The organism is Pseudomonas silensiensis (assembly GCF_050434865.1).
Taxonomy (GTDB): Bacteria; Pseudomonadota; Gammaproteobacteria; order Pseudomonadales; family Pseudomonadaceae; genus Aquipseudomonas; species Aquipseudomonas fluorescens_W.
In genome coordinates this window covers 41,567-58,554 of the sequence record NZ_JBNDJH010000031.1, presented here as the reverse complement: position 1 = coordinate 58,554, position 16,988 = coordinate 41,567, and the positions used below count along the sequence as shown (strand labels likewise).

Genomic DNA, 16,988 nt, shown 5'->3' with positions numbered 1-16,988 from the left:
TTGATTTAAAAGCCAATCGGCAAGCTGGCACGCTCCGTGTATTGCTCATCGCAGACGTTTCTCTTGCCTCCGTCAGCGGTGCGCCGCCGACGGCAGAAACCATAAAAACGATAAGCCACAAAAATAAGAAAGCACCGTGCGAGGTTCGACGTTGATGAAGAGAAAACTCCGATCAGGCCTGAGTGCCAGTCTGCTGGCCGTGGCCGCTTGTGTGGCGCTGCATTCGCCTTACAGCCTGGCAGCCCGCGACGCTCAGACCATCCTCAAGGAAACCTGTCAGGGCTGTCATACCCCCGAGGCCGATAACGCCCTGAGCCGCATCAGCCACCAGCGCAAAACCCCTGAAGGCTGGCTCATGAGCATCGCCCGCATGCAAACCATGCACGGTTTGCAGATCAGCGATGGCGACCGCCGAACCCTGGTCAAATACCTGGCCGACACTCAAGGCCTGGCCCCAAGCGAGACCGACGGCGTGCGTTATGCGCTGGAGCGTCGACTCAATACCGTCGAGAAATTCGACGACCAGACCAGCCAGATGTGCGGCCGCTGCCACTCCGGTGCGCGGGTCGCCCTGCAACGGCGTCCGGCCCAGGAGTGGGAGCGCCTGGTGAACTTCCACCTCGGCCAATGGCCGTCGCTGGAATACCAGGCGCTGGCCCGTGACCGTGACTGGTTCGACCTTGCCCGCAAAGACATGGTGCCGCTGCTGGCCAAGCGTTATCCGCTGGACAACCCTGCCTGGAAAAAATGGCTGAGCACCGCGCCAAAAGCCGAAGCGCTGGTGGGCGACTGGAGTTTCAGCGGCCACTTACCGGGCAAGGGTGAATTGGCCGGTGTGATGAGCGTCACGGCCGATGGCAGCGACACGTTCAAGGTCAGCGTCAAAGGCCAATACGCCGATGGCAGCCCGTTCAACGGCGATGGCAGCGCGATTCTCTACACCGGCTACGAATGGCGCGGCAACGTGACCATCGACGGCGTGACCATGCGCCAGGTGTTCGCCGCCCAAGGCAACGCGATGCAGGGCCGGATGTTCGAGGCCGAGCATGATGAGCGAGGCCTGGACTTCGTCGCCGCCAAGCAGGGCAGTAGTCGTTTGCTGGCGGTGCAGCCGGGTTACCTGAAGGCTGGCGCCGAAACTGAAGTGACCCTTGTCGGCAGCGGTCTCACCGGCAAACCGAACTTCGGCAAAGGCGTGGAAGTGGTCGAAGTGCTGGAGCAAAGTCCGGAGCGCATGCGGGTCAAACTCAAGGCCGCAGCCAATGCCCAGCCTGGTTTACGCGCAGTCTCCGTCGGCGCGCTGAAAGGCCCGACCTTGTCGGTCTACAGCAAGATCGCTGAAGTCAAAGTCGTGCCTGAGTTCTCGGTGGCGCGAATCGGTGAGGGCGGTGGTTCGACACCGAAAGTCCAGGGCCGTTTCGATGCCGAAGCCTGGGGCAAGGGCACCGACGGCAAGCCATATCGCATCGGCGTGTTCCCGGCGCAGTGGTCGGTCGAAGCCTTCGACGACCGCGCCAAGGAAGACGAAGACGTCAAGTTCGCCGGCACCATGCAGGCTGACAGCGGCGTGTTCACACCGGGCGATGCCGGGCCGAACCCGCAACGCAAGATGTCCACCAACAATGCCGGCAACCTCAAGGTGATTGCCGCCGTCGACGACGCAGGGAAATCCCTGACCGGCGAAGGCCACATGATCGTCACCGTGCAACGCTGGAACAATCCACCCATTCCATGAGTTGGCTGATTTCAAACGATTCAGACACTTTTTCGGAATGATCGCAGGCCCCGCCAATCGGGGTTTGCACAGGAGGTTGCAATGGGCGCTATTTTGAATCTGGTCGAACGGAACCTGCACGAAGTGCACGTCGATGCCGACCGCATGCTGTTTCACATCCCCAGCAGTTCGCTGTTCGCCAGCGATGAGCTGACGGGCACCATCATTGATACCTTGCGCGGTCCCGGCTGTTCGTCCGAGGACCTGATCCAGCGTTTGGCTTCGCGTTTTAACGGCGAGGAAATCACCGAGACCCTGCGCGAGTTGATGTCTCTGGAACTGGTCAGCGACGGCTCGCCGCTGACCCCCGACATCGGCACCAAGCGGGTCGAGCGCACGGCGATCAATACCGTGGTGCTCAACGTCAACACTGGGTGCAATCTGAGCTGCACCTACTGCTACAAGGAAGACCTGGACAAGCCGTCGGCCGGCAAGAAAATGGACGTGGAAACGGCCGTCGCCTCTGTAGAAATGTTGCTGCGTGAATCCCCGGACGAAGAGCGTTTCACTGTGGTGTTCTTCGGCGGCGAGCCGCTGAGCAATCGCAAGCTGATCGAGTACATGGTCGACTATTGCGAGAAGCGTTTCCGCGAGGCGGGCAAGTTCGTCGAGTTCGTCATGACCACCAACGCCACGCTGCTCACCGAGGAGACCGTGGACTATCTGAATGCCCACCGTTTCGGCCTGTCAGTCAGTATCGACGGACCGAAAACCGTGCATGACCGCAACCGCATCACCGTGGGCGGGCAGGGCACGTATGACGTGGTGCGACGCAAGGCTGAAATGCTGCTGTCGCGCTACAACAGTCGTCCGGTGGGGGCCCGCGTCACCTTGACCACCGGCGTCACCGACGTCGAAACCATCTGGGATCACCTGTTCAACGAACTCGGTTTTGCCGAAGTCGGCTTTGCCCCGGTGACCTCCGGCGACATCAGCACCTTCAACCTGTCCAGCGACGAACTGATCGAAGTCTTCGCCAGCATGAAGAGACTCGGCCGGCGCTATCTGGAAGCAGCACTGGAGCACCGCAACATCGGTTTCTCCAACCTGCACCAGTTGATCACCGACATCCACGAAGGCCACAAAAAAGCCCTGCCTTGCGGCGCTGGCCTGAAGATGTTGGCGGTGGATCACAAGGGCGAATTGAATCTGTGCCACCGCTTTACCGGCTCATCGTTGCCGACTTTCGGCAACGTTCATAGCGGGGTGAAACAGGTTGAGTTGAACGACTTCCTATCCCAGCGCCTGGACCGCACCAACACCGGTTGCGAGGACTGCCAGATCCGCAATCTCTGCTCCGGCGGCTGCTACCACGAGAGCTATGCCCGTTACGGTGACCCGACCCACCCGACCTATCACTACTGCGAACTGATGCGTGACTGGGTCGACTTCGGCATCGAGGTCTACACCCGGATCATGGCCCACAACCCTGCGTTTATCAGCAGCTACATCACTCCGCGCAAGGCTCACTGATATGAAACATCTCAAGGCAATCAATAATAAAGCGCTGAAACTGGATGAGGCCGCGGCCGAAAACCGCATCGAAGAAGTGGTGGCGATGAGTTCCGTCGCCGGCTGCGCCTCGACCACCGACCCGGGTTGGGAAATCGACGCCTTTGGCGGTGTGTCGTCGCTGTGCCAGCCGATGGAAGCTGACCTTTACGGTTGTTCCGACCCTTGCTGGTGGCCGGCCCAGGTGCCCGACATGATGAGCACCTACCCGGACTGGAACAAGGATGCCCAGGCGTCCAACGACAACTGGCGCAACCTTGGCACTGTCTTCCCTAAAGACAAGTGATCGGACAGAGAAGAAGGATTCCAGCATGCCTAGCATCAAAGCCTGCGGCCTGGCCGCGTTCGCCGTCCTGAGCGCCTGTTCGCTCACTGTTCTGGCCGATGAAAACACTGCTCTCGAAACCGGTCACGAGTACATGTTGACCACCAATTACCCGAACAACCTGCACGTCATCGACGTGGCTACCGACACCTTGTTCAAGACCTGCAAAATGCCGGATGCCTTCGGTCCCGGCACCGTTCAGTTGTCGCCGGACCGCAAGACCGCTTACGTGCTGAACAATCACTACGCGGATGTCTACGGCGTCGAACTCGACAGCTGCAAGCAGGTATTCCACGCCAGCATCACCCAGAAACCGGGGGAGAAAGCGCGGTCCATGTTCGCCTTCACCCTCAGCCACGACGGCAAGGAACTGTTCACCATTGCCAACCCGACGTTGATGCTCAACGACCGCTACGAAGTGCAGCAACCGCGGCTCGATGTGTACGCCACCGACGCCGGCATGGACGCCAAACCCGTGCGCAGTTTCCCGGCGCCACGGCAGTTGACCATCATGCAGAGCGGTGACGACGGCACGCTGTACGTGGCGGGGGCGGATGTCTACAAGGTCGATGTGAAGACCGGCAAGTTCGACGTGCTGATCCCCAGCCGCCACTGGAAACGCCCGGGCTATAGCGCGCCGGACGTGCTCTACGTGTGGAACCAGCAGACTTATCGCCATGACTTCTCGCTGCTCTACACCGCGGCGAAATTCAAGGACAAAAAGCAGGACCCGCTGACCGCCGAGTACCTCTACGGGCTGTTCAGCATCGATCTGAAAACCGGCAAGACCGAAACCACCGACTTCGGCCCTCTGACGGAAATCTACTTCAGCGGCATGCGCTCGCCGAAGGATCCGAACCTGATGTTCGGCGTGCTCAACCGTTTGGCGAAGTACGACATCAAGGAGAAGAAAATGCTCCAGGCGGCGACGCTGGATCACTCCTACTACTGCATTTCGTTCAACAAGGACGGCAGCAAGATTTACCTGGCGGGGACGTTTAACGATGTGGCGATCTTTGATCCCGAGAGCATGAAGCAGATTGGCAGCATCAAGTTGCCGGGTGGGGATATGGCGATCACGACCGCACAGCTATTTGTCCGATAACCTCGGTGCCTGAACTGGCGCCTTCGTCGGATCGCCGCCCGGAGCAAGCCCGCTCCCACATGGGTTTATGTTGAACACAAAATTTGTGTACGACGCAGATCCACTGTGGGAGCGGGCTTGCCCCGGGCGGCGTTCCGACGATGAGGCCCTCAAGGTCACAGAATCATCAAACCCCAGGCACAGGACAACTCAAATCCCCCTCCTGACACTTCAAATAATTCTTGAAAGTCTCAACCCGCGCCTTGGTCAACTCAGTCACACAGTTGCTGTAGATCAGCGGATACACACTCCCGCCTTCCACCCCGGCGCTCGCGAACTTGCACTCGGCATCCCGAAACGCAACCCACGACCGCTGCGCCCCGATCAGCAGCTTTTTGCTTTCGGGGTTGCTCTTCAAACGCTCGTTGATCTGCTGGTAAAGCGCATTCAACTCCTTGTCCGCCGTCTTGTGCTGCTGCGCCGCGCACTGATTCATCGTCGCCTGATCGGTGGCGTTGTCGCAGTCCACTGCATAAGCGGCAGTAGTGAACAGCAGAGGCGTCAGTGCCAGGAGAAAGCGTGGGAGCATGGGAATTCTCGCTTTGACGTGGAAAGTTGGGGGGCAGTGTAGCGCTATGTATGGGCCTGGCTATGCCTGCCATTCAGGGCATTTTTTAATCGATTCATAGCCAAGCCATGGCACATCATGTGATGTCCAGATATGCGCCTGAGGCGTCATTTTCGGGTCATTATCCAGTGTCGCCACACGAACAATGACGTGGGGTTGGGCCAAGCGTTCAGCCATCAAGTGTGAACCGCAGACCGAACAGAAATGCCGAAGCTTGCCCGGCGACGATTCGTAGCTGCTCAGGCGGTCCTGCCCTTTGGTCCAGCGAAAATGTTCGCGCATGACCCCCGCTGTCGAGGCGAATGCCGCCGCGTGCGCCTTGCGACAGGTTTGGCAGTGGCAATGACTGATGGGCATGTCGAGGCTATCGAGTTCGTATTCGATGGCTTTGCACAAGCAACTGCCATGCAGGCTATTCATCGCGTGCTCCTGATTGCGTGAGGGTGGCTGCCCGCAGCAAAGCGTCAGCCGTGGCCTCCAGATTGAAAGGGCCGCCACCCACCATGTCGGTCAGGTGCTTGAACGAGCCGCGTGGCTGGAACTCGACGCTGGTGCCAACGGCATCACCGCAGGCCAGGCCCAGCAGGGCTCCGCGATAACGCTCCGTCAGTGAAAGCTGCATGAATCGTCCTTGTCTGAGTCAATTTCGTTTTTTCACGTTAGCAGTTTCGGTCTACTCGTTTGGTTTTCAAACCAGCAGTTACACTTTGAAATGCAGCTGAATATTTCGTACAGGGTTGATTGCGATACCCGATTGATACAACTTTAGGGTTGGTCTTGTGGTCTTACAGGCCTACTGTTCAGTACAGGAGGTGACTTATGAATCCAGCATCAGATCGCATCGAAAGGAAGATCCTGCTCAAAACGCCGCGCTCGCAGGTCTGGCGTGTGCTGGCCAATGCCGAAGCCTTCGGACAGTGGTTTGGCGTGGCGCTGGAGGGCAAGCGTTTTGTCGCCGGTGAGTGGACCCAGGGGCAGATTACGTACCCGGGTTATGAGCACTTGTTGTGGAATGTACTGGTGGAGCGGGTCGAGCCCGAACGGGTGTTTTCGTTTCGCTGGCACCCGTATGCCGTGGAGCCTGAGCTCGATTACTCCCAGGAACCCACCACGCTGGTGAAGTTCGAGCTCGAAGACATGGATGAAGGCACGTTACTCAAGGTCACTGAGTCCGGTTTCGATCACATCCCCCAGACGCGCAGGCTCAAGGCGTTCCGTATGGACAGCCGCGGTTGGGATGAACAGATGAACAACATCGAAGAGTTCCTCAAAGTCAGTGCCAGGCAACGCGAGCGTCAGGAAGAGTGATGGCTGCATGTTCGAACCTTGGTTGAAACGCTGGGCGTTTATCGACGACGATACCCTGGCGGAAGCAGGTCAGCTGCAGGCCGCTAAACTCGCGGGTTTAATGCTCAAAACCTGAGTCGTCTAAGGGTTTTCGGAAGGGTAGGTATAGCGAATGTCCTACACGCGATGGTAGCTATGTCGTCTATTGCACATTGGATCCGAAGCGTAATCTGGCTTCATCAACCGAAGCACAGGAAGTGCTCGGGATCATGGATGATCGACCATAAGCAAGGAATCGCTGCCGACAGGGAGTCGTAATGGTCTTGGGAAACCCGCTTCGGCGGGTTTTTTTTGGTCTGTCGAAAAGGCCTTGGCAGATGAGTTTCGTGTAGCAGAAGAGAGCTTCATGGCTGAATGGGCAATGGCTTACACCAGAGCGCTGGTATGTCCTCTGTTTACCCTTCACCGATGTGTTTATTCTGGATCCATCAACTGAGTCGCAGGAAGCGCTCAGGATCACGGATGATCGACCATTGGCCAGGATGGCTGCCGACAGGATGTCGAAATGGTCTTGAGAAACCCGCTTAGGCGGGTTTTTTTGTGGGCGATGGAAAATCGTCGGCGCATCATTTTTGGCCGGGGAAACGGCAACCAGGCAGTGGCTGCCGGTCGGGATGGATCAGCGTGCTGACAACTGATCGAGTTTCGCCGCTACACGTTCAGTGATTTCCGAGCGCAGTTTCAATGACCCGGCGGCACGTTTGCGGGCCTCCTCCAGCACACTGACCGGAGCCGTCTCAGGGCTGCCCGACACAAACGGCGGCGCCGGGGCATATTCCAGCTGCAACTGCACCAGCTCTGCCGTGTCTTTATCGAACAGCTCCGCGGCCAGCGTCAGGGCAAAATCGATGCCCGCCGTGATCCCGCCACCGGTCAACAGATTGCCGTCGCGCACCACCCGATCCTTCACCGGGATTGCCCCCAACGGCGCCAGCAATTCGTGATAAGCCCAGTGAGTGGTGGCGCGTTTGCCCTTCAGCAAACCTGCCGCACCTAGCACCAGCGCGCCGGTACACACCGACGTGACGTAACGCGCGGTGGCGGCCTGCACCTTGATGAAGGCCAGTGTCGCTTCATCTTCCATCAACGGCCCGACGCCGCTGCCACCGGGAATGCAGATCACATCCAGCTTCGGGCAATCATCGAACGTGGTGGTCGGTTTCAGCACCAGGCCCGTGCTCGCGGTGACCGGCATCAGGTCCTTCCAGATCAAATGCACCTTCACGTCCGGCAGCGAGGCCAGTACGTCGTAAGGGCCGGTGAGGTCCAGTTGCTGAACCTGTGGAAACAACAGAAAACCGATCTGCAACGTCATGGCATTTTTCTCATGAAGTGGGTGGACGGCTTCACTTTAGGCTCGTAGGATTTGGCGTATACGCCAATAACCCCACGAATTACGCCAATCATGCCGAAAACCATTCACGTGCTCGCGTTTGCCAATGTGCAATTGCTCGACGTCACCGGGCCGTTGCAGGTGTTCGCCTCAGCCAACGATATTTCCCGCCAGCAAGGTTTTCCGCCACCTTATGCGCCGTCGGTGATTGCCAGCGGCGGTGGGGCGGTGATGTCGTCGGCGGGGCTGGCGCTGTTGGCCGAGCCGTTGCCCGAGGAGGGCAGTGACACATTGATCATTGCCGGTGGCTGGGGCGTTTACGACGCGGCGCAAGACGAACCGCTGGTGACGTGGGTACGTGAACACGCGACGGGGTGTCGACGGGTAGCGTCGGTGTGCACCGGGGCATTTTTGCTGGCGGCCAGCGGCTGGCTCGATGGCCGGCGGGTGGTCACTCACTGGACCCGTTGCGAGCAGTTGGCGCAACAGCATCCGCGGCTGCAGGTTGAACCCAATCCGATTTTTATCAATGACGGTCCGGTCTGGACGTCGGCCGGGGTCACCGCCGGTATCGATCTGGCGCTGGCCATGGTCGAAGAAGATCTTGGCCGCACGATGGCCCTGGAAGTCGCCCGGCAATTGGTGGTGTTCCTGAAACGACCCGGCGGGCAGTCGCAGTTCAGCGTGACCCTCTCTTTGCAAAAGGAAGGCAACCGTTTCGACGAACTTCATGCCTGGATCAGCGAAAACCTCACCAAGGACTTGGGCATCCCGACCCTCGCCTTGCAAGCCGGCATGAGCGAACGCAGCTTCGTCCGCCATTACCGCGCCGACACCGGCCAGACTCCGGCCCGGGCCATCGAACTGATTCGGGTCGAGACCGCCCGACGTTTGCTCAGCGATACCGGCGTGCCGATCAAACGGGTGGCGGTGCAATGCGGTTTCGGCAGTGAAGAGACGCTTCGACGCAGTTTTCTGCGGGCCATGGGCGTGACCCCGCAGGCCTATCGCGAGCGTTTCAGCGTCAGCCCTCCAGCAGATCCAGTAATGCTCTGACCGTCGCCTCGGGCGCTTCTTCGGGAATGTTATGCCCGACGCCCGCCAGCACTCGCCGCTCATAACGCCCCGTGAAATGGACGATGTCTTCGTCTATCTCCGGTGCCGGTCCGACGCCATCGTCGGCACCGCACAGCGAAATCGTCGGTACGCTGATCGGCGGCTGTCGGGTCAGCGCTTCTTCGATCCACTCCAGCGCCGGGTCGCCGGGCGCGTACATGAACCGGTGGCGGTAGGAGTGAATCACCACCTCGACGAAATCCGGGTTATCGAAGGCCGGTGCACTTAACGGATACAACTCAGGACCTTTTGCCCAAGTGGGTGACCACAGCTTCCAGAGTAATTCGCACAAATCCCGGCGATTTTTCGTCAGGCCTTCGACGCCGCGTGGCGAGTGGAAGTAGTACTGATACCAGAGGCGGTGCTCGGTTTGGGGGGCCAACGGTTCGGTGGCATGGGGAATGTCCTGAAGGTTGTAACCGTCACCGGTCACCAGGCAACGAACCCGCTCAGGCCATAGCGCCGCCACAATACACGCCGCCCGACCGCCCCAGTCATAGCCGCACAGAGCGGCTTGTTGAATGGCCAGCGCATCCATCAGGTCCAGCAAATCCTGAGCGAGGGCGGCTTGTTGTCCGGAGCGCAGGGTGTCGGGGTGGTTGAACCGGGTCGGGCCGTAACCGCGCAGGTACGGGACGATCACGCGGTAGCCCTTGGCGGCCAGGGCTGGGGCGATTTCGTCGTAGGCGCGCGGGGAGTAGGGGAAGCCGTGGAGGAGGATGATCGGGTCGCCGGTGGTGGGGCCGTGTTCTTCGTAGGCGAGCGACAGACTTGGAGTTTTGGTGAAGTGGATCAGCGCTTCATTGTTCATGCGACACTCCAGAGTGACTGCATTGGCCTTACCCGAAGAGCACCTTTTGCCAATGCTCTTCACTGATGATGGCGATGGGGACGCCGTTTTCTCTCAGCTCAACGGCTTTTTTGATTTTTGTTCCATAAGTGCTGTGAAGCCACTGCTCATTGCCGATGCTTCCCACTATCAAGTAGTGGATCTTCTTGCTGACGGATCCACCGATTAGCCCACCACGCTCAATAATCAGTGATTCGCAGTCCTTGCGCGGTCCGTACGCCATGACTCCGGTAAAAAGGAAAACTCGCTCAGTCCAACTCAATGTGGGCGCCGGGTTGTCGAGGGGAAGGCTGCTCGGTGTAGTAAAGGTTTGAGCCGAGCCAAGTGATAGGCCCGCGAACTGATGAAGCATCTCCAACAATTCTGCGGACTCCTCGGTATCAAGCACTCCGTCGCTCAGCATGCTGGCGAGGCGTTTGTAGAGGATGTTTACGACCGGATCGGAAAGATGGTCCAGATGGGTTTCGATCCAAGTCTTAAGAAACTCGGATTCCTGCTGGTTGATCGTGCCGTCGGCAGCGAGCCCCGCGGCGATCCCCACTAGGGCGTCTGCTGAGCGCCGGTCGATTCGTGCTTCGTGGAAGAATCTGCTGTTCTGAAATTCCTGATGTAAATCGACCATGTCCTTTCTCCCTAGACTTCCGCAACTTGATTGAAGTACTTCGACCGATCCGGCGTAAACGTCACCACCATGTGGGTCCGCGAACAGGTCAACGCCCGTTCTTCACCCAAATCAACATCCAGATCTTCCCCGCGCAACCCTTGCCACTGAGCGAGGTATTTGAGGGATCCATACTTTTCGAGTTTTTTCAGGCTGCGGCTGACGCCACCTTTCCAGCCCAGTACCGGCAGTTCGCCGGCAAGGCAGCGTTGGGCGAGTTCGGGGAAACGGGCGGCGCGTTGGCGGCCGATTTCCCAGCATTTGATCAGGCCTTTGTCTTGGGCTTCCCACAATTCGTCGCGGTTCAGTCCGGACCTGAGAGGGGTGTCAATGCTGCGGTGGATGCGCTGGGTCATTCTGGTTCCTTGAATTCGGGTTTTGTTGGACAGCTCCGCTGTACCCGTTGACGGTCGATGGTAGGGGGGGATGTAACGGCTGGCAACAAAGGATTTTCCGGTGGCGGATGCGGGTCTTGTTTAAGCAATGTAAGGCTTTGGCCTACGCAAAACCTGTGGCGAGGGAGCTTGCTCCCGTTCGGCGGCGAAGCCGTCGTAGACTCCGCCGCTGCGTTTTATCTGACACACCGAGTGAGGCTGCTTCGCAGCCCAGCGGGAGCAAGCTCCCTCGCCACAGGGGCTACCTGGTTTCACGGCTGCCAGAAACTCTTCTCCCCACTCAATTTCCGATCCAGAAAACACGCCGCACTGATCAGTGCCAAATGCGTCAGCGCTTGCGGCGTATTGCCCAGATGCCGCGCATGGCTGTCGAACTCTTCGGCGTACAACCCCAGCGGGTTGGCGTACCTCAGCAACTGTTCAAATTCCAGATGGGCCTTTTCCACCCGGCCGGCGCGGGCCAGGCATTCGACGTACCAGAATGAGCACGCGGCGAAGGCGCCTTCGGTGCCGTCGAGGCCGTCGATTCGGGTGTCGTCATTGCGATAGCGGTAAACCATGCCGTCGCGCACCAGATTCTTTTCGATGGCGTCGAGGGTCGCGAGCCAGCGCGGGTCTTTGGCGCTGACGAAGCGCACCAGCGGCATCAGCAACATTGAACCGTCGAGGGCGGTGCCGCCGATGTACTGGACGAAGTGGCCGCGTTCTTCGTTCCAGAAGTTTTCCCAGATGTCAGCGTAGATCGCCTGTCGGGTCTGGTCCCAGCGGGCGAACGGGGCGGGCAGTGAGCGTTTTGAGGCGAGGCGAATGGCCCGGTCCAGTGCCACCCAGCACATTAGTCGCGAGTGCAGGAAGTGATGCTGTTCGCCGCGCATTTCCCAGATGCCGACGTCTTTTTGCTCCCAGGTTTCGCAGACCTGATCGACCACTTCCACCGTGTGTTTCCAGCCTTCATGGGAGATGGCGTCGCCGTATTTGTTGACCAGATACACCGCGTCCATCAATTCGCCAAAGATATCGAGCTGGACCTGGTCGTAAGCCTGATTGCCAATGCGCACCGGTGTTGCGCCGCCATGGCCGCAGAGGTGCGAGAGTTCGGTTTCCGGCAGTTCCTGACGGCCATCGATGGCGTAGAGGATGTTGAGTTTCATGGACTTGCCGTGGCAATCGCTGACCCGCCCGCGCAGCCAGCGCATGTATTCATTGGCTTCCTGAACGAAGCCCAGGCGCATGAACGCGTATACCGTGAATGACGCGTCGCGGATCCACGTGTAGCGGTAGTCCCAATTGCGCTCGCCGCCAGGTGTTTCTGGCAGACCGAAGGTGGCGGCGGCGAGGATTGCGCCATGCTTGCGCGAGGTCAGCAGCTTCAACGCCAGGGCCGAGCGGTTGACCATCTCCCGCCAGCGGCCGCGGTAGTTGGATTGGCCGATCCAGTCACGCCAGAACTTCAGGGTCCGTGCCAGGCAGATCGCGGCGGCGCCTTCCTTGAACCGTGGGTCATCGATACCGCCCAGCATGAACTCGGCGGTCTGGTCCTGTTCGAGGATGAATTCGGCGACTGCCGCATGGCCGTCTATGCGTAAAGCCTGATCCGAAGACAGACGCAGGGACGGCTGATCGGCGGCCTCGAAGGTCACGTCTTCTTCATCCATGCGTGCGCGGGTCTTGGCACGAGCGTAGTCATGACGCACGGCGCAGCGCATGTGAAACGTTGCCTGGCCGCTGACCACACGAACCCGGCGCATCAGCACCGGCGTGTCATCTTCGCTGTCGCCGATGGGCAGCAGGTCGGTGACTTCGACGACTGCGCGGTCGCTGAGCCAACGGGTTTGCAGCACATTGGTGTCGGGCAGGTAAATCTGCTCGCGGCGAGCGTCGGGTAAATCCGGGGACAGTTGGAAAATCCCGGCCTCGGGCGTGTCCAGCAGCGAGCAGAAGATCGACGGGCTGTCGAATTCCGGCCAGCAGAAAAAGTCCACACTGCCCTTGTCATTGACCAGTGCCGCGCTGCGCATGTCGCCGATGATGCCATGGGCATCGATAGCGCTTTGTCGTTCGGGATGATGATCAGCCATTGCCGCGAAACTCCGGATAAAGGCCTTGAATAGAGGGCTTAACTAGCTGACTGGCACGCGGTGGCGAGAGTTCAGAGACGGCCATGAAAAGATCTTCATCTGCGACCACAGGCCTTATCCCATAGGGCAGATAGTCATGTACTCATAGCTTAGATCCGGTAGCGGCCACTGTGGCGATGCCACTCCAGACTTCCTGCCACCCAGCTTTTCACGCCGGCCAGAAAACGCTTGAGCAAGGGCGAAGCATCCACGAGCAGCTCCTTTTCGGCGGCTTCATACAGGCGCATGACGTCGTCATGAAGGGTCGCGCTCAGCTTCATGGCTTGTTCGATAGTGCATTGCCTCTCGTTTGCCAGCAGCAACGGCAGATTGAAGTCACCGACTTGGGCAAGGTTTTCCTTGGGCGCCGAATACAGGTCGTTGGCGATGATTGTCGCACTGGCCGCCAACGTGGTGACGCGGCGCACCGCGGGAGAGAAATAGACATTGGCCGGCAGTTCATAGCCGCCGATGACGTCAATCAGCGACATGCAGGGCAGAAAACTATTGGTCTGGCGCTGGGCCAGATATTCCCAGAGGGCAGGTGTGATGCCATTTAAGCGCCAGGCCGCTTCGGCGGTCATGGTAACGAACATGGCGATGATTTCATGACGGACCCTGGCGATCTGGGTGAACGTGGCGAACTCGGCGACGCGTGCCATGTACGCGCGCAGGCCTACCAGCACCGGGTCGCTTTCCAGGGCAGTTTCAAGTTTCAGGTGATAGTCCTCGGTCAAATGCACAGGTTCCAGCGCGGCGAGCGCGACGGACAGGCGAGGACCGACCAGTGCCGGTATGGATCCGGTACGTTCATCGTCGCAGTAGTAGTCGTCTACGGCGAATAACGCAGCGATGCATTGAGCGGATAAAAGCAGGCGATCAGGATTATCAGTATCCGTGTGGCACAACATGGCGAACCGGCCGAATCCCGAAGCACGAATTTTTTGCTGTTGACCAGCGAAAATGCCGATTTTTTCAATCCAGTGCATGAGCCGGTCATCGACTTCTGTCGCGAGTGTTTCATTGATTCGCAAAGGCGCCACGCAATGCAGTGGCGGTACCTGCCAGTTCGAGACTGCCTGGCTGCGCCGTGCGCCGCTCCGTGCGAGCTCATGCCATTGGCGTATGCCGTTCAGGCCGAATTGTTCGAATATCTTGCGAAACCAGGCGGTGAATGCCTGTGGTGCCTCATCAATGGCGGCAGGGATCTTCGAGAGATCCATCCATCGCCAGTTTTCGGCCTCTTCGGGGTTGGCAATGGGATCGATATCGCAGACGCCAGCAAATACATGATCGTATTCGTGCTCGATAAGTTGGTTCGAGACGGGCTCGTGATAGAGAAGTGTCGAGACCTTGAACAATTTGCAGGTGATGCCCATTTCTTCGCGCAACCGCCGTTGCGCCGCTGCGAGCGTTCGCTCACCCAAGCGAGGATGACCACAACAGGTATTGGTCCACAGCCCCGCCGAATGGTATTTGCCAAGCGCACGTTGTTGCAGCAGCAGGTGCCCGTTACGATCGAAAACGAAAATGGAAAATGCGCGGTGTCGCAGGCCTTGTTGATGGACCTGCAACTTGGGGGCGAAGCCGGTCTGGCGATCTTTCGGGCTGACCAGAATCAGTAACTCTTCCATAGCAAGACTCCTGCGTGCCTTCGCTACCGGACATTACTTCGGACCAGACTTCGTAGTGAACTTCAGACTAGTTTTCGGGAATAGAAAATCTAGTTCAGTTCCGATAGCCCCGCAAGGCGTTGCAGACGCTTACGCCCGGGTACTTTTTACTGCCAGTCGGGTTTGTGGCACCGTGCATCCGCAAAGGATGAGAGGATTCCATGGCAAACCCCTACCGCGAACTATTCAACGCCCCAGGCGCCCGAGCATTTGTACTGGCCGGGATGATCGCGCGCATGCCGATTTCCATGACTGGCATCGGCCTGATCACCATGCTCTCGCAATTGCAGGGTGGCTACGGACTGGCTGGCGCCGTGGCGGCGACGTTTGCCCTGGCCACGGCGTTTTGCGCGCCGCTGGTCTCGCGGCTGGTGGACCGTTTCGGGCAGCGTCGGATCTTGCCGGTGTCGGCGCTGATCGGTGGCGGGGCGTTGTTGCTGGTGTTGCTTTGCACCCGCTTGCAGGCGCCGCAGTGGACGTTGTTTGTGTTTGCCGCACTGGCCGGTTGCATGCCGAGCATGTCGGCGATGGTGCGGGCGCGCTGGACCGAGGTGTATCGCGGCCAGCCTGAGCTGCAAACCGCTTATGCACTGGAGTCGGTGCTGGACGAGGTCTGTTTTATCGTCGGGCCGCCACTGTCGGTGGGGTTGTGCGTGGTGGCGTTCCCCGAGGCCGGGCCGTTGGCGGCGTTGCTGATGTTGGCGATCGGGGTGACGGCGTTTGTGCTGCAACGTGACACCGAGCCGGCGATTCACCCCCATGAAGACCATCATCAGACCTCGATCATTCGTTCCAGCGAGATTCAGTTGCTGATGCTGTTGATGGTCGCCATGGGCACCATCGTCGGCGTGGTGGACGTGGTCAGCGTGGCGTTCGCCCAGCAGCAGGGCCAGCCGGCGGCGGCGAGCATTGTGTTGTCGGTGTATGCCATCGGTTCGTGCCTGGCCGGGCTGGCGTTCGGCGCGTTGCGCTCGAAACTGCCGTTGCCGCAACTGTTCCTGTACGGCGGGGTGGCGACGGCGGTGACCACGCTGCCGTTGCTGCTGGCGACGAACATTCTCGGGTTGTCGCTGGCGGTGTTCATCGCCGGGCTGTTCTTTGCGCCGACCCTGATTGTTGCGATGGCGTTGGTGGAGCGCATCGTGCCGCCGGCCAAACTCACTGAAGGCCTGACCTGGCTGGTGACCGGGTTGAGCATTGGCGTGGCGATCGGCGCGGCCAGTTCCGGGTGGCTGGTGGATGCGTTCGGCGCGCGTAGCGGGTTCTGGGTGGCGATTGCGGCTGGCGCGGTGGTGCTCGGCTCCGCAGTCCAAAGCTTCCGCCACCTCAAGTAAATCAAACACAGTCCGGTGTCCTACTAATTCCCCTCGGCGCTCATCCGTTCTCTTAACAGACAACTTTTTGAGGTAAGCCCGGTGACCCAGCTGACATTGCTCTGCCTGCCCTATTCGGGCGCGAGTGCCATGGTCTACAGCCGCTGGCGGCGCAAACTGCCGGAGTGGCTCAAGCTGCAACCCGTGGAACTGCCGGGGCGTGGCGCCCGGTTTGGCGAACCGTTGCACACCGACATGCGGCGCCTGGCGCTGCAACTCGCGCAGGAACAAAAAACCACGCTCAAGACGCCATACGCGCTGTTCGGTCATAGCCTTGGTGCACTGCTCGCCTGTGAGATGGCCCATGCGTTTCGCTCGCTGGGTTGCCCCGAACCGGTGGCGCTGTTCGCTTCGGGCACTGCCGCACCGACCCTGCGTGCCGACTACGACCGGGGTTTCGCCGAGCCCAAAACCGATGCCGAATTGATCGAGCAATTGCGCACCCTCAACGGCACCAGTGAAGAGGTGCTGGCCAACGAAGAGCTGATGAGCCTGACGCTGCCGGTGCTGCGCGCGGACTTTCTCCTATGCGGGCGCTTCGAACCGCAGCAGCGCCCGTTGCTCAAGTGCCCGATTCATGTGCTTGGCGGCAAGGCTGACCGCGCCACCACTGAGCAGCTGATCGGCTGGAGCAAGGAAACCCACGGTAGTTTTTCGGTGGACATGCTTGCTGGTGGACATTTCTTTATCCACGAGCATGAAGCCAAAGTGTTGCGGGTGATCAAGGATCAGCTCGACGTTCATCATCGGCGGCATGGGTTGATGGCTGTCAGCTAAACCATTCTGGAGCATCACCCAAA

Annotated in this window: 16 protein-coding genes and 1 pseudogene; 8 read left to right on the top strand and 9 right to left on the bottom strand. The window is 59.4% G+C overall.

What is annotated here, in order from left to right; genetic code table 11:
* The first annotated feature begins 154 nt into the window (after nucleotides 1-154).
* The 4 genes from peaA to peaD all read left to right on the top strand — a co-directional run bounded on the left by peaA (nucleotide 155) and on the right by peaD (nucleotide 4,716).
* Complete coding sequence (gene peaA, locus QF010_RS30475) at nucleotides 155-1,735, top strand: quinohemoprotein amine dehydrogenase subunit alpha (RefSeq protein WP_429510714.1); 1,581 nt, start codon at nucleotides 155-157, stop codon at nucleotides 1,733-1,735.
* 81 nt (nucleotides 1,736-1,816) lie between these two features.
* Nucleotides 1,817-3,247 (top strand): quinohemoprotein amine dehydrogenase maturation protein, encoded by a 1,431-nt coding sequence (gene peaB, locus QF010_RS30470; protein ID WP_010458403.1) that lies wholly within the window; start codon nucleotides 1,817-1,819, stop codon nucleotides 3,245-3,247.
* A gap of 1 nt (nucleotide 3,248) precedes the next feature.
* Nucleotides 3,249-3,572: a quinohemoprotein amine dehydrogenase subunit gamma gene (qhpC, locus tag QF010_RS30465; RefSeq protein ID WP_008027961.1), complete on the top strand. Its 324-nt coding sequence runs from the start codon at nucleotides 3,249-3,251 to the stop codon at nucleotides 3,570-3,572.
* Nucleotides 3,573-3,597: 25 nt separating this feature from the next.
* Entirely contained in the window at nucleotides 3,598-4,716 is a 1,119-nt protein-coding gene (gene peaD, locus QF010_RS30460) for a quinohemoprotein amine dehydrogenase subunit beta (protein ID WP_033061171.1), read from the top strand.
* Nucleotides 4,717-4,882: 166 nt separating this feature from the next.
* Here the strand turns inward: peaD and QF010_RS30455 are convergent, their stop codons facing one another.
* The 3 genes and pseudogenes from QF010_RS30455 to QF010_RS30445 all read right to left on the bottom strand — a co-directional run.
* On the bottom strand, nucleotides 4,883-5,284 hold the full coding sequence (locus tag QF010_RS30455; protein WP_429534558.1) for a lysozyme inhibitor LprI family protein: 402 nt from the start codon (nucleotides 5,282-5,284) through the stop codon (nucleotides 4,883-4,885).
* Nucleotides 5,285-5,344: 60 nt separating this feature from the next.
* The gene (locus QF010_RS30450; RefSeq protein ID WP_033061168.1) at nucleotides 5,345-5,743 is read right to left on the bottom strand and encodes a GFA family protein; all 399 of its coding nucleotides are present in this window, start codon (nucleotides 5,741-5,743) and stop codon (nucleotides 5,345-5,347) included.
* Nucleotides 5,744-5,798: 55 nt separating this feature from the next.
* Nucleotides 5,799-5,945: pseudogene (locus QF010_RS30445) on the bottom strand (ADP-ribosylglycohydrolase family protein); the annotation flags it as partial.
* 197 nt (nucleotides 5,946-6,142) lie between these two features.
* On the opposite strand from QF010_RS30445, the gene QF010_RS30440 reads away from it, so the two are divergent.
* On the top strand, nucleotides 6,143-6,631 hold the full coding sequence (locus QF010_RS30440; RefSeq protein ID WP_429534557.1) for an SRPBCC family protein: 489 nt from the start codon (nucleotides 6,143-6,145) through the stop codon (nucleotides 6,629-6,631).
* A 658-nt stretch (nucleotides 6,632-7,289) separates the two neighbouring features.
* Here the strand turns inward: QF010_RS30440 and inhA are convergent.
* Nucleotides 7,290-7,985, bottom strand: coding sequence for an isonitrile hydratase (gene inhA / locus QF010_RS30435; protein ID WP_429534556.1), 696 nt, complete (start codon nucleotides 7,983-7,985; stop codon nucleotides 7,290-7,292).
* 90 nt (nucleotides 7,986-8,075) lie between these two features.
* On the opposite strand from inhA, the gene QF010_RS30430 reads away from it, so the two are divergent.
* The gene (locus QF010_RS30430) at nucleotides 8,076-9,059 is read left to right on the top strand and encodes a GlxA family transcriptional regulator (protein ID WP_429510709.1); all 984 of its coding nucleotides are present in this window, start codon (nucleotides 8,076-8,078) and stop codon (nucleotides 9,057-9,059) included.
* Here the strand turns inward: QF010_RS30430 and QF010_RS30425 are convergent.
* From QF010_RS30425 to QF010_RS30405, 5 genes are all read right to left on the bottom strand, one after another.
* Nucleotides 9,028-9,930 carry an alpha/beta fold hydrolase gene (locus QF010_RS30425; RefSeq protein ID WP_429510708.1) on the bottom strand — a complete coding sequence of 301 codons (903 nt, stop codon included), beginning with the start codon at nucleotides 9,928-9,930 and terminating at the stop codon, nucleotides 9,028-9,030. The genes QF010_RS30430 and QF010_RS30425 overlap by 32 nt on opposite strands.
* 28 nt (nucleotides 9,931-9,958) lie before the next feature.
* The gene (locus QF010_RS30420; RefSeq protein ID WP_429510707.1) at nucleotides 9,959-10,591 is read right to left on the bottom strand and encodes a BRCT domain-containing protein; all 633 of its coding nucleotides are present in this window, start codon (nucleotides 10,589-10,591) and stop codon (nucleotides 9,959-9,961) included.
* An 11-nt stretch (nucleotides 10,592-10,602) separates the two neighbouring features.
* The gene (locus tag QF010_RS30415; protein WP_429534555.1) at nucleotides 10,603-10,986 is read right to left on the bottom strand and encodes a hypothetical protein; all 384 of its coding nucleotides are present in this window, start codon (nucleotides 10,984-10,986) and stop codon (nucleotides 10,603-10,605) included.
* Nucleotides 10,987-11,276: 290 nt separating this feature from the next.
* A complete protein-coding gene (locus QF010_RS30410) occupies nucleotides 11,277-13,103 on the bottom strand; it encodes a glycoside hydrolase family 15 protein (RefSeq protein ID WP_429534554.1) in 1,827 nt (608 codons plus the stop codon).
* A 149-nt stretch (nucleotides 13,104-13,252) separates the two neighbouring features.
* A complete protein-coding gene (locus QF010_RS30405; RefSeq protein WP_429534553.1) occupies nucleotides 13,253-14,776 on the bottom strand; it encodes a family 2 encapsulin nanocompartment cargo protein terpene cyclase in 1,524 nt (507 codons plus the stop codon).
* Nucleotides 14,777-14,976: 200 nt separating this feature from the next.
* Here QF010_RS30405 and QF010_RS30400 point away from each other — a divergent pair, with 200 nt between their 5' ends.
* Nucleotides 14,977-16,149: an MFS transporter gene (locus QF010_RS30400; RefSeq protein ID WP_429534552.1), complete on the top strand. Its 1,173-nt coding sequence runs from the start codon at nucleotides 14,977-14,979 to the stop codon at nucleotides 16,147-16,149.
* Between the two features lie 81 nt (nucleotides 16,150-16,230).
* Complete coding sequence (locus tag QF010_RS30395) at nucleotides 16,231-16,965, top strand: thioesterase II family protein (RefSeq protein WP_033061154.1); 735 nt, start codon at nucleotides 16,231-16,233, stop codon at nucleotides 16,963-16,965.
* The last annotated feature ends 23 nt before the right edge of the window (nucleotides 16,966-16,988 follow it).

Bases quoted from the DNA above. Each gene is read 5' to 3' on its own strand.
- peaA (WP_429510714.1), top strand. From the start codon at position 155: ATGAAGAGAAAACTCCGATCAGGCCTGAGTGCCAGTCTGCTGGCCGTG.
- peaB (WP_010458403.1), top strand. From the start codon at position 1,817: ATGGGCGCTATTTTGAATCTGGTCGAACGGAACCTGCACGAAGTGCAC.
- qhpC (WP_008027961.1), top strand. From the start codon at position 3,249: ATGAAACATCTCAAGGCAATCAATAATAAAGCGCTGAAACTGGATGAG.
- peaD (WP_033061171.1), top strand. From the start codon at position 3,598: ATGCCTAGCATCAAAGCCTGCGGCCTGGCCGCGTTCGCCGTCCTGAGC.
- QF010_RS30455 (WP_429534558.1), bottom strand. From the start codon at position 5,284: ATGCTCCCACGCTTTCTCCTGGCACTGACGCCTCTGCTGTTCACTACT.
- QF010_RS30450 (WP_033061168.1), bottom strand. From the start codon at position 5,743: ATGAATAGCCTGCATGGCAGTTGCTTGTGCAAAGCCATCGAATACGAA.
- QF010_RS30440 (WP_429534557.1), top strand. From the start codon at position 6,143: ATGAATCCAGCATCAGATCGCATCGAAAGGAAGATCCTGCTCAAAACG.
- inhA (WP_429534556.1), bottom strand. From the start codon at position 7,985: ATGACGTTGCAGATCGGTTTTCTGTTGTTTCCACAGGTTCAGCAACTG.
- QF010_RS30430 (WP_429510709.1), top strand. From the start codon at position 8,076: ATGCCGAAAACCATTCACGTGCTCGCGTTTGCCAATGTGCAATTGCTC.
- QF010_RS30425 (WP_429510708.1), bottom strand. From the start codon at position 9,930: ATGAACAATGAAGCGCTGATCCACTTCACCAAAACTCCAAGTCTGTCG.
- QF010_RS30420 (WP_429510707.1), bottom strand. From the start codon at position 10,591: ATGGTCGATTTACATCAGGAATTTCAGAACAGCAGATTCTTCCACGAA.
- QF010_RS30415 (WP_429534555.1), bottom strand. From the start codon at position 10,986: ATGACCCAGCGCATCCACCGCAGCATTGACACCCCTCTCAGGTCCGGA.
- QF010_RS30410 (WP_429534554.1), bottom strand. From the start codon at position 13,103: ATGGCTGATCATCATCCCGAACGACAAAGCGCTATCGATGCCCATGGC.
- QF010_RS30405 (WP_429534553.1), bottom strand. From the start codon at position 14,776: ATGGAAGAGTTACTGATTCTGGTCAGCCCGAAAGATCGCCAGACCGGC.
- QF010_RS30400 (WP_429534552.1), top strand. From the start codon at position 14,977: ATGGCAAACCCCTACCGCGAACTATTCAACGCCCCAGGCGCCCGAGCA.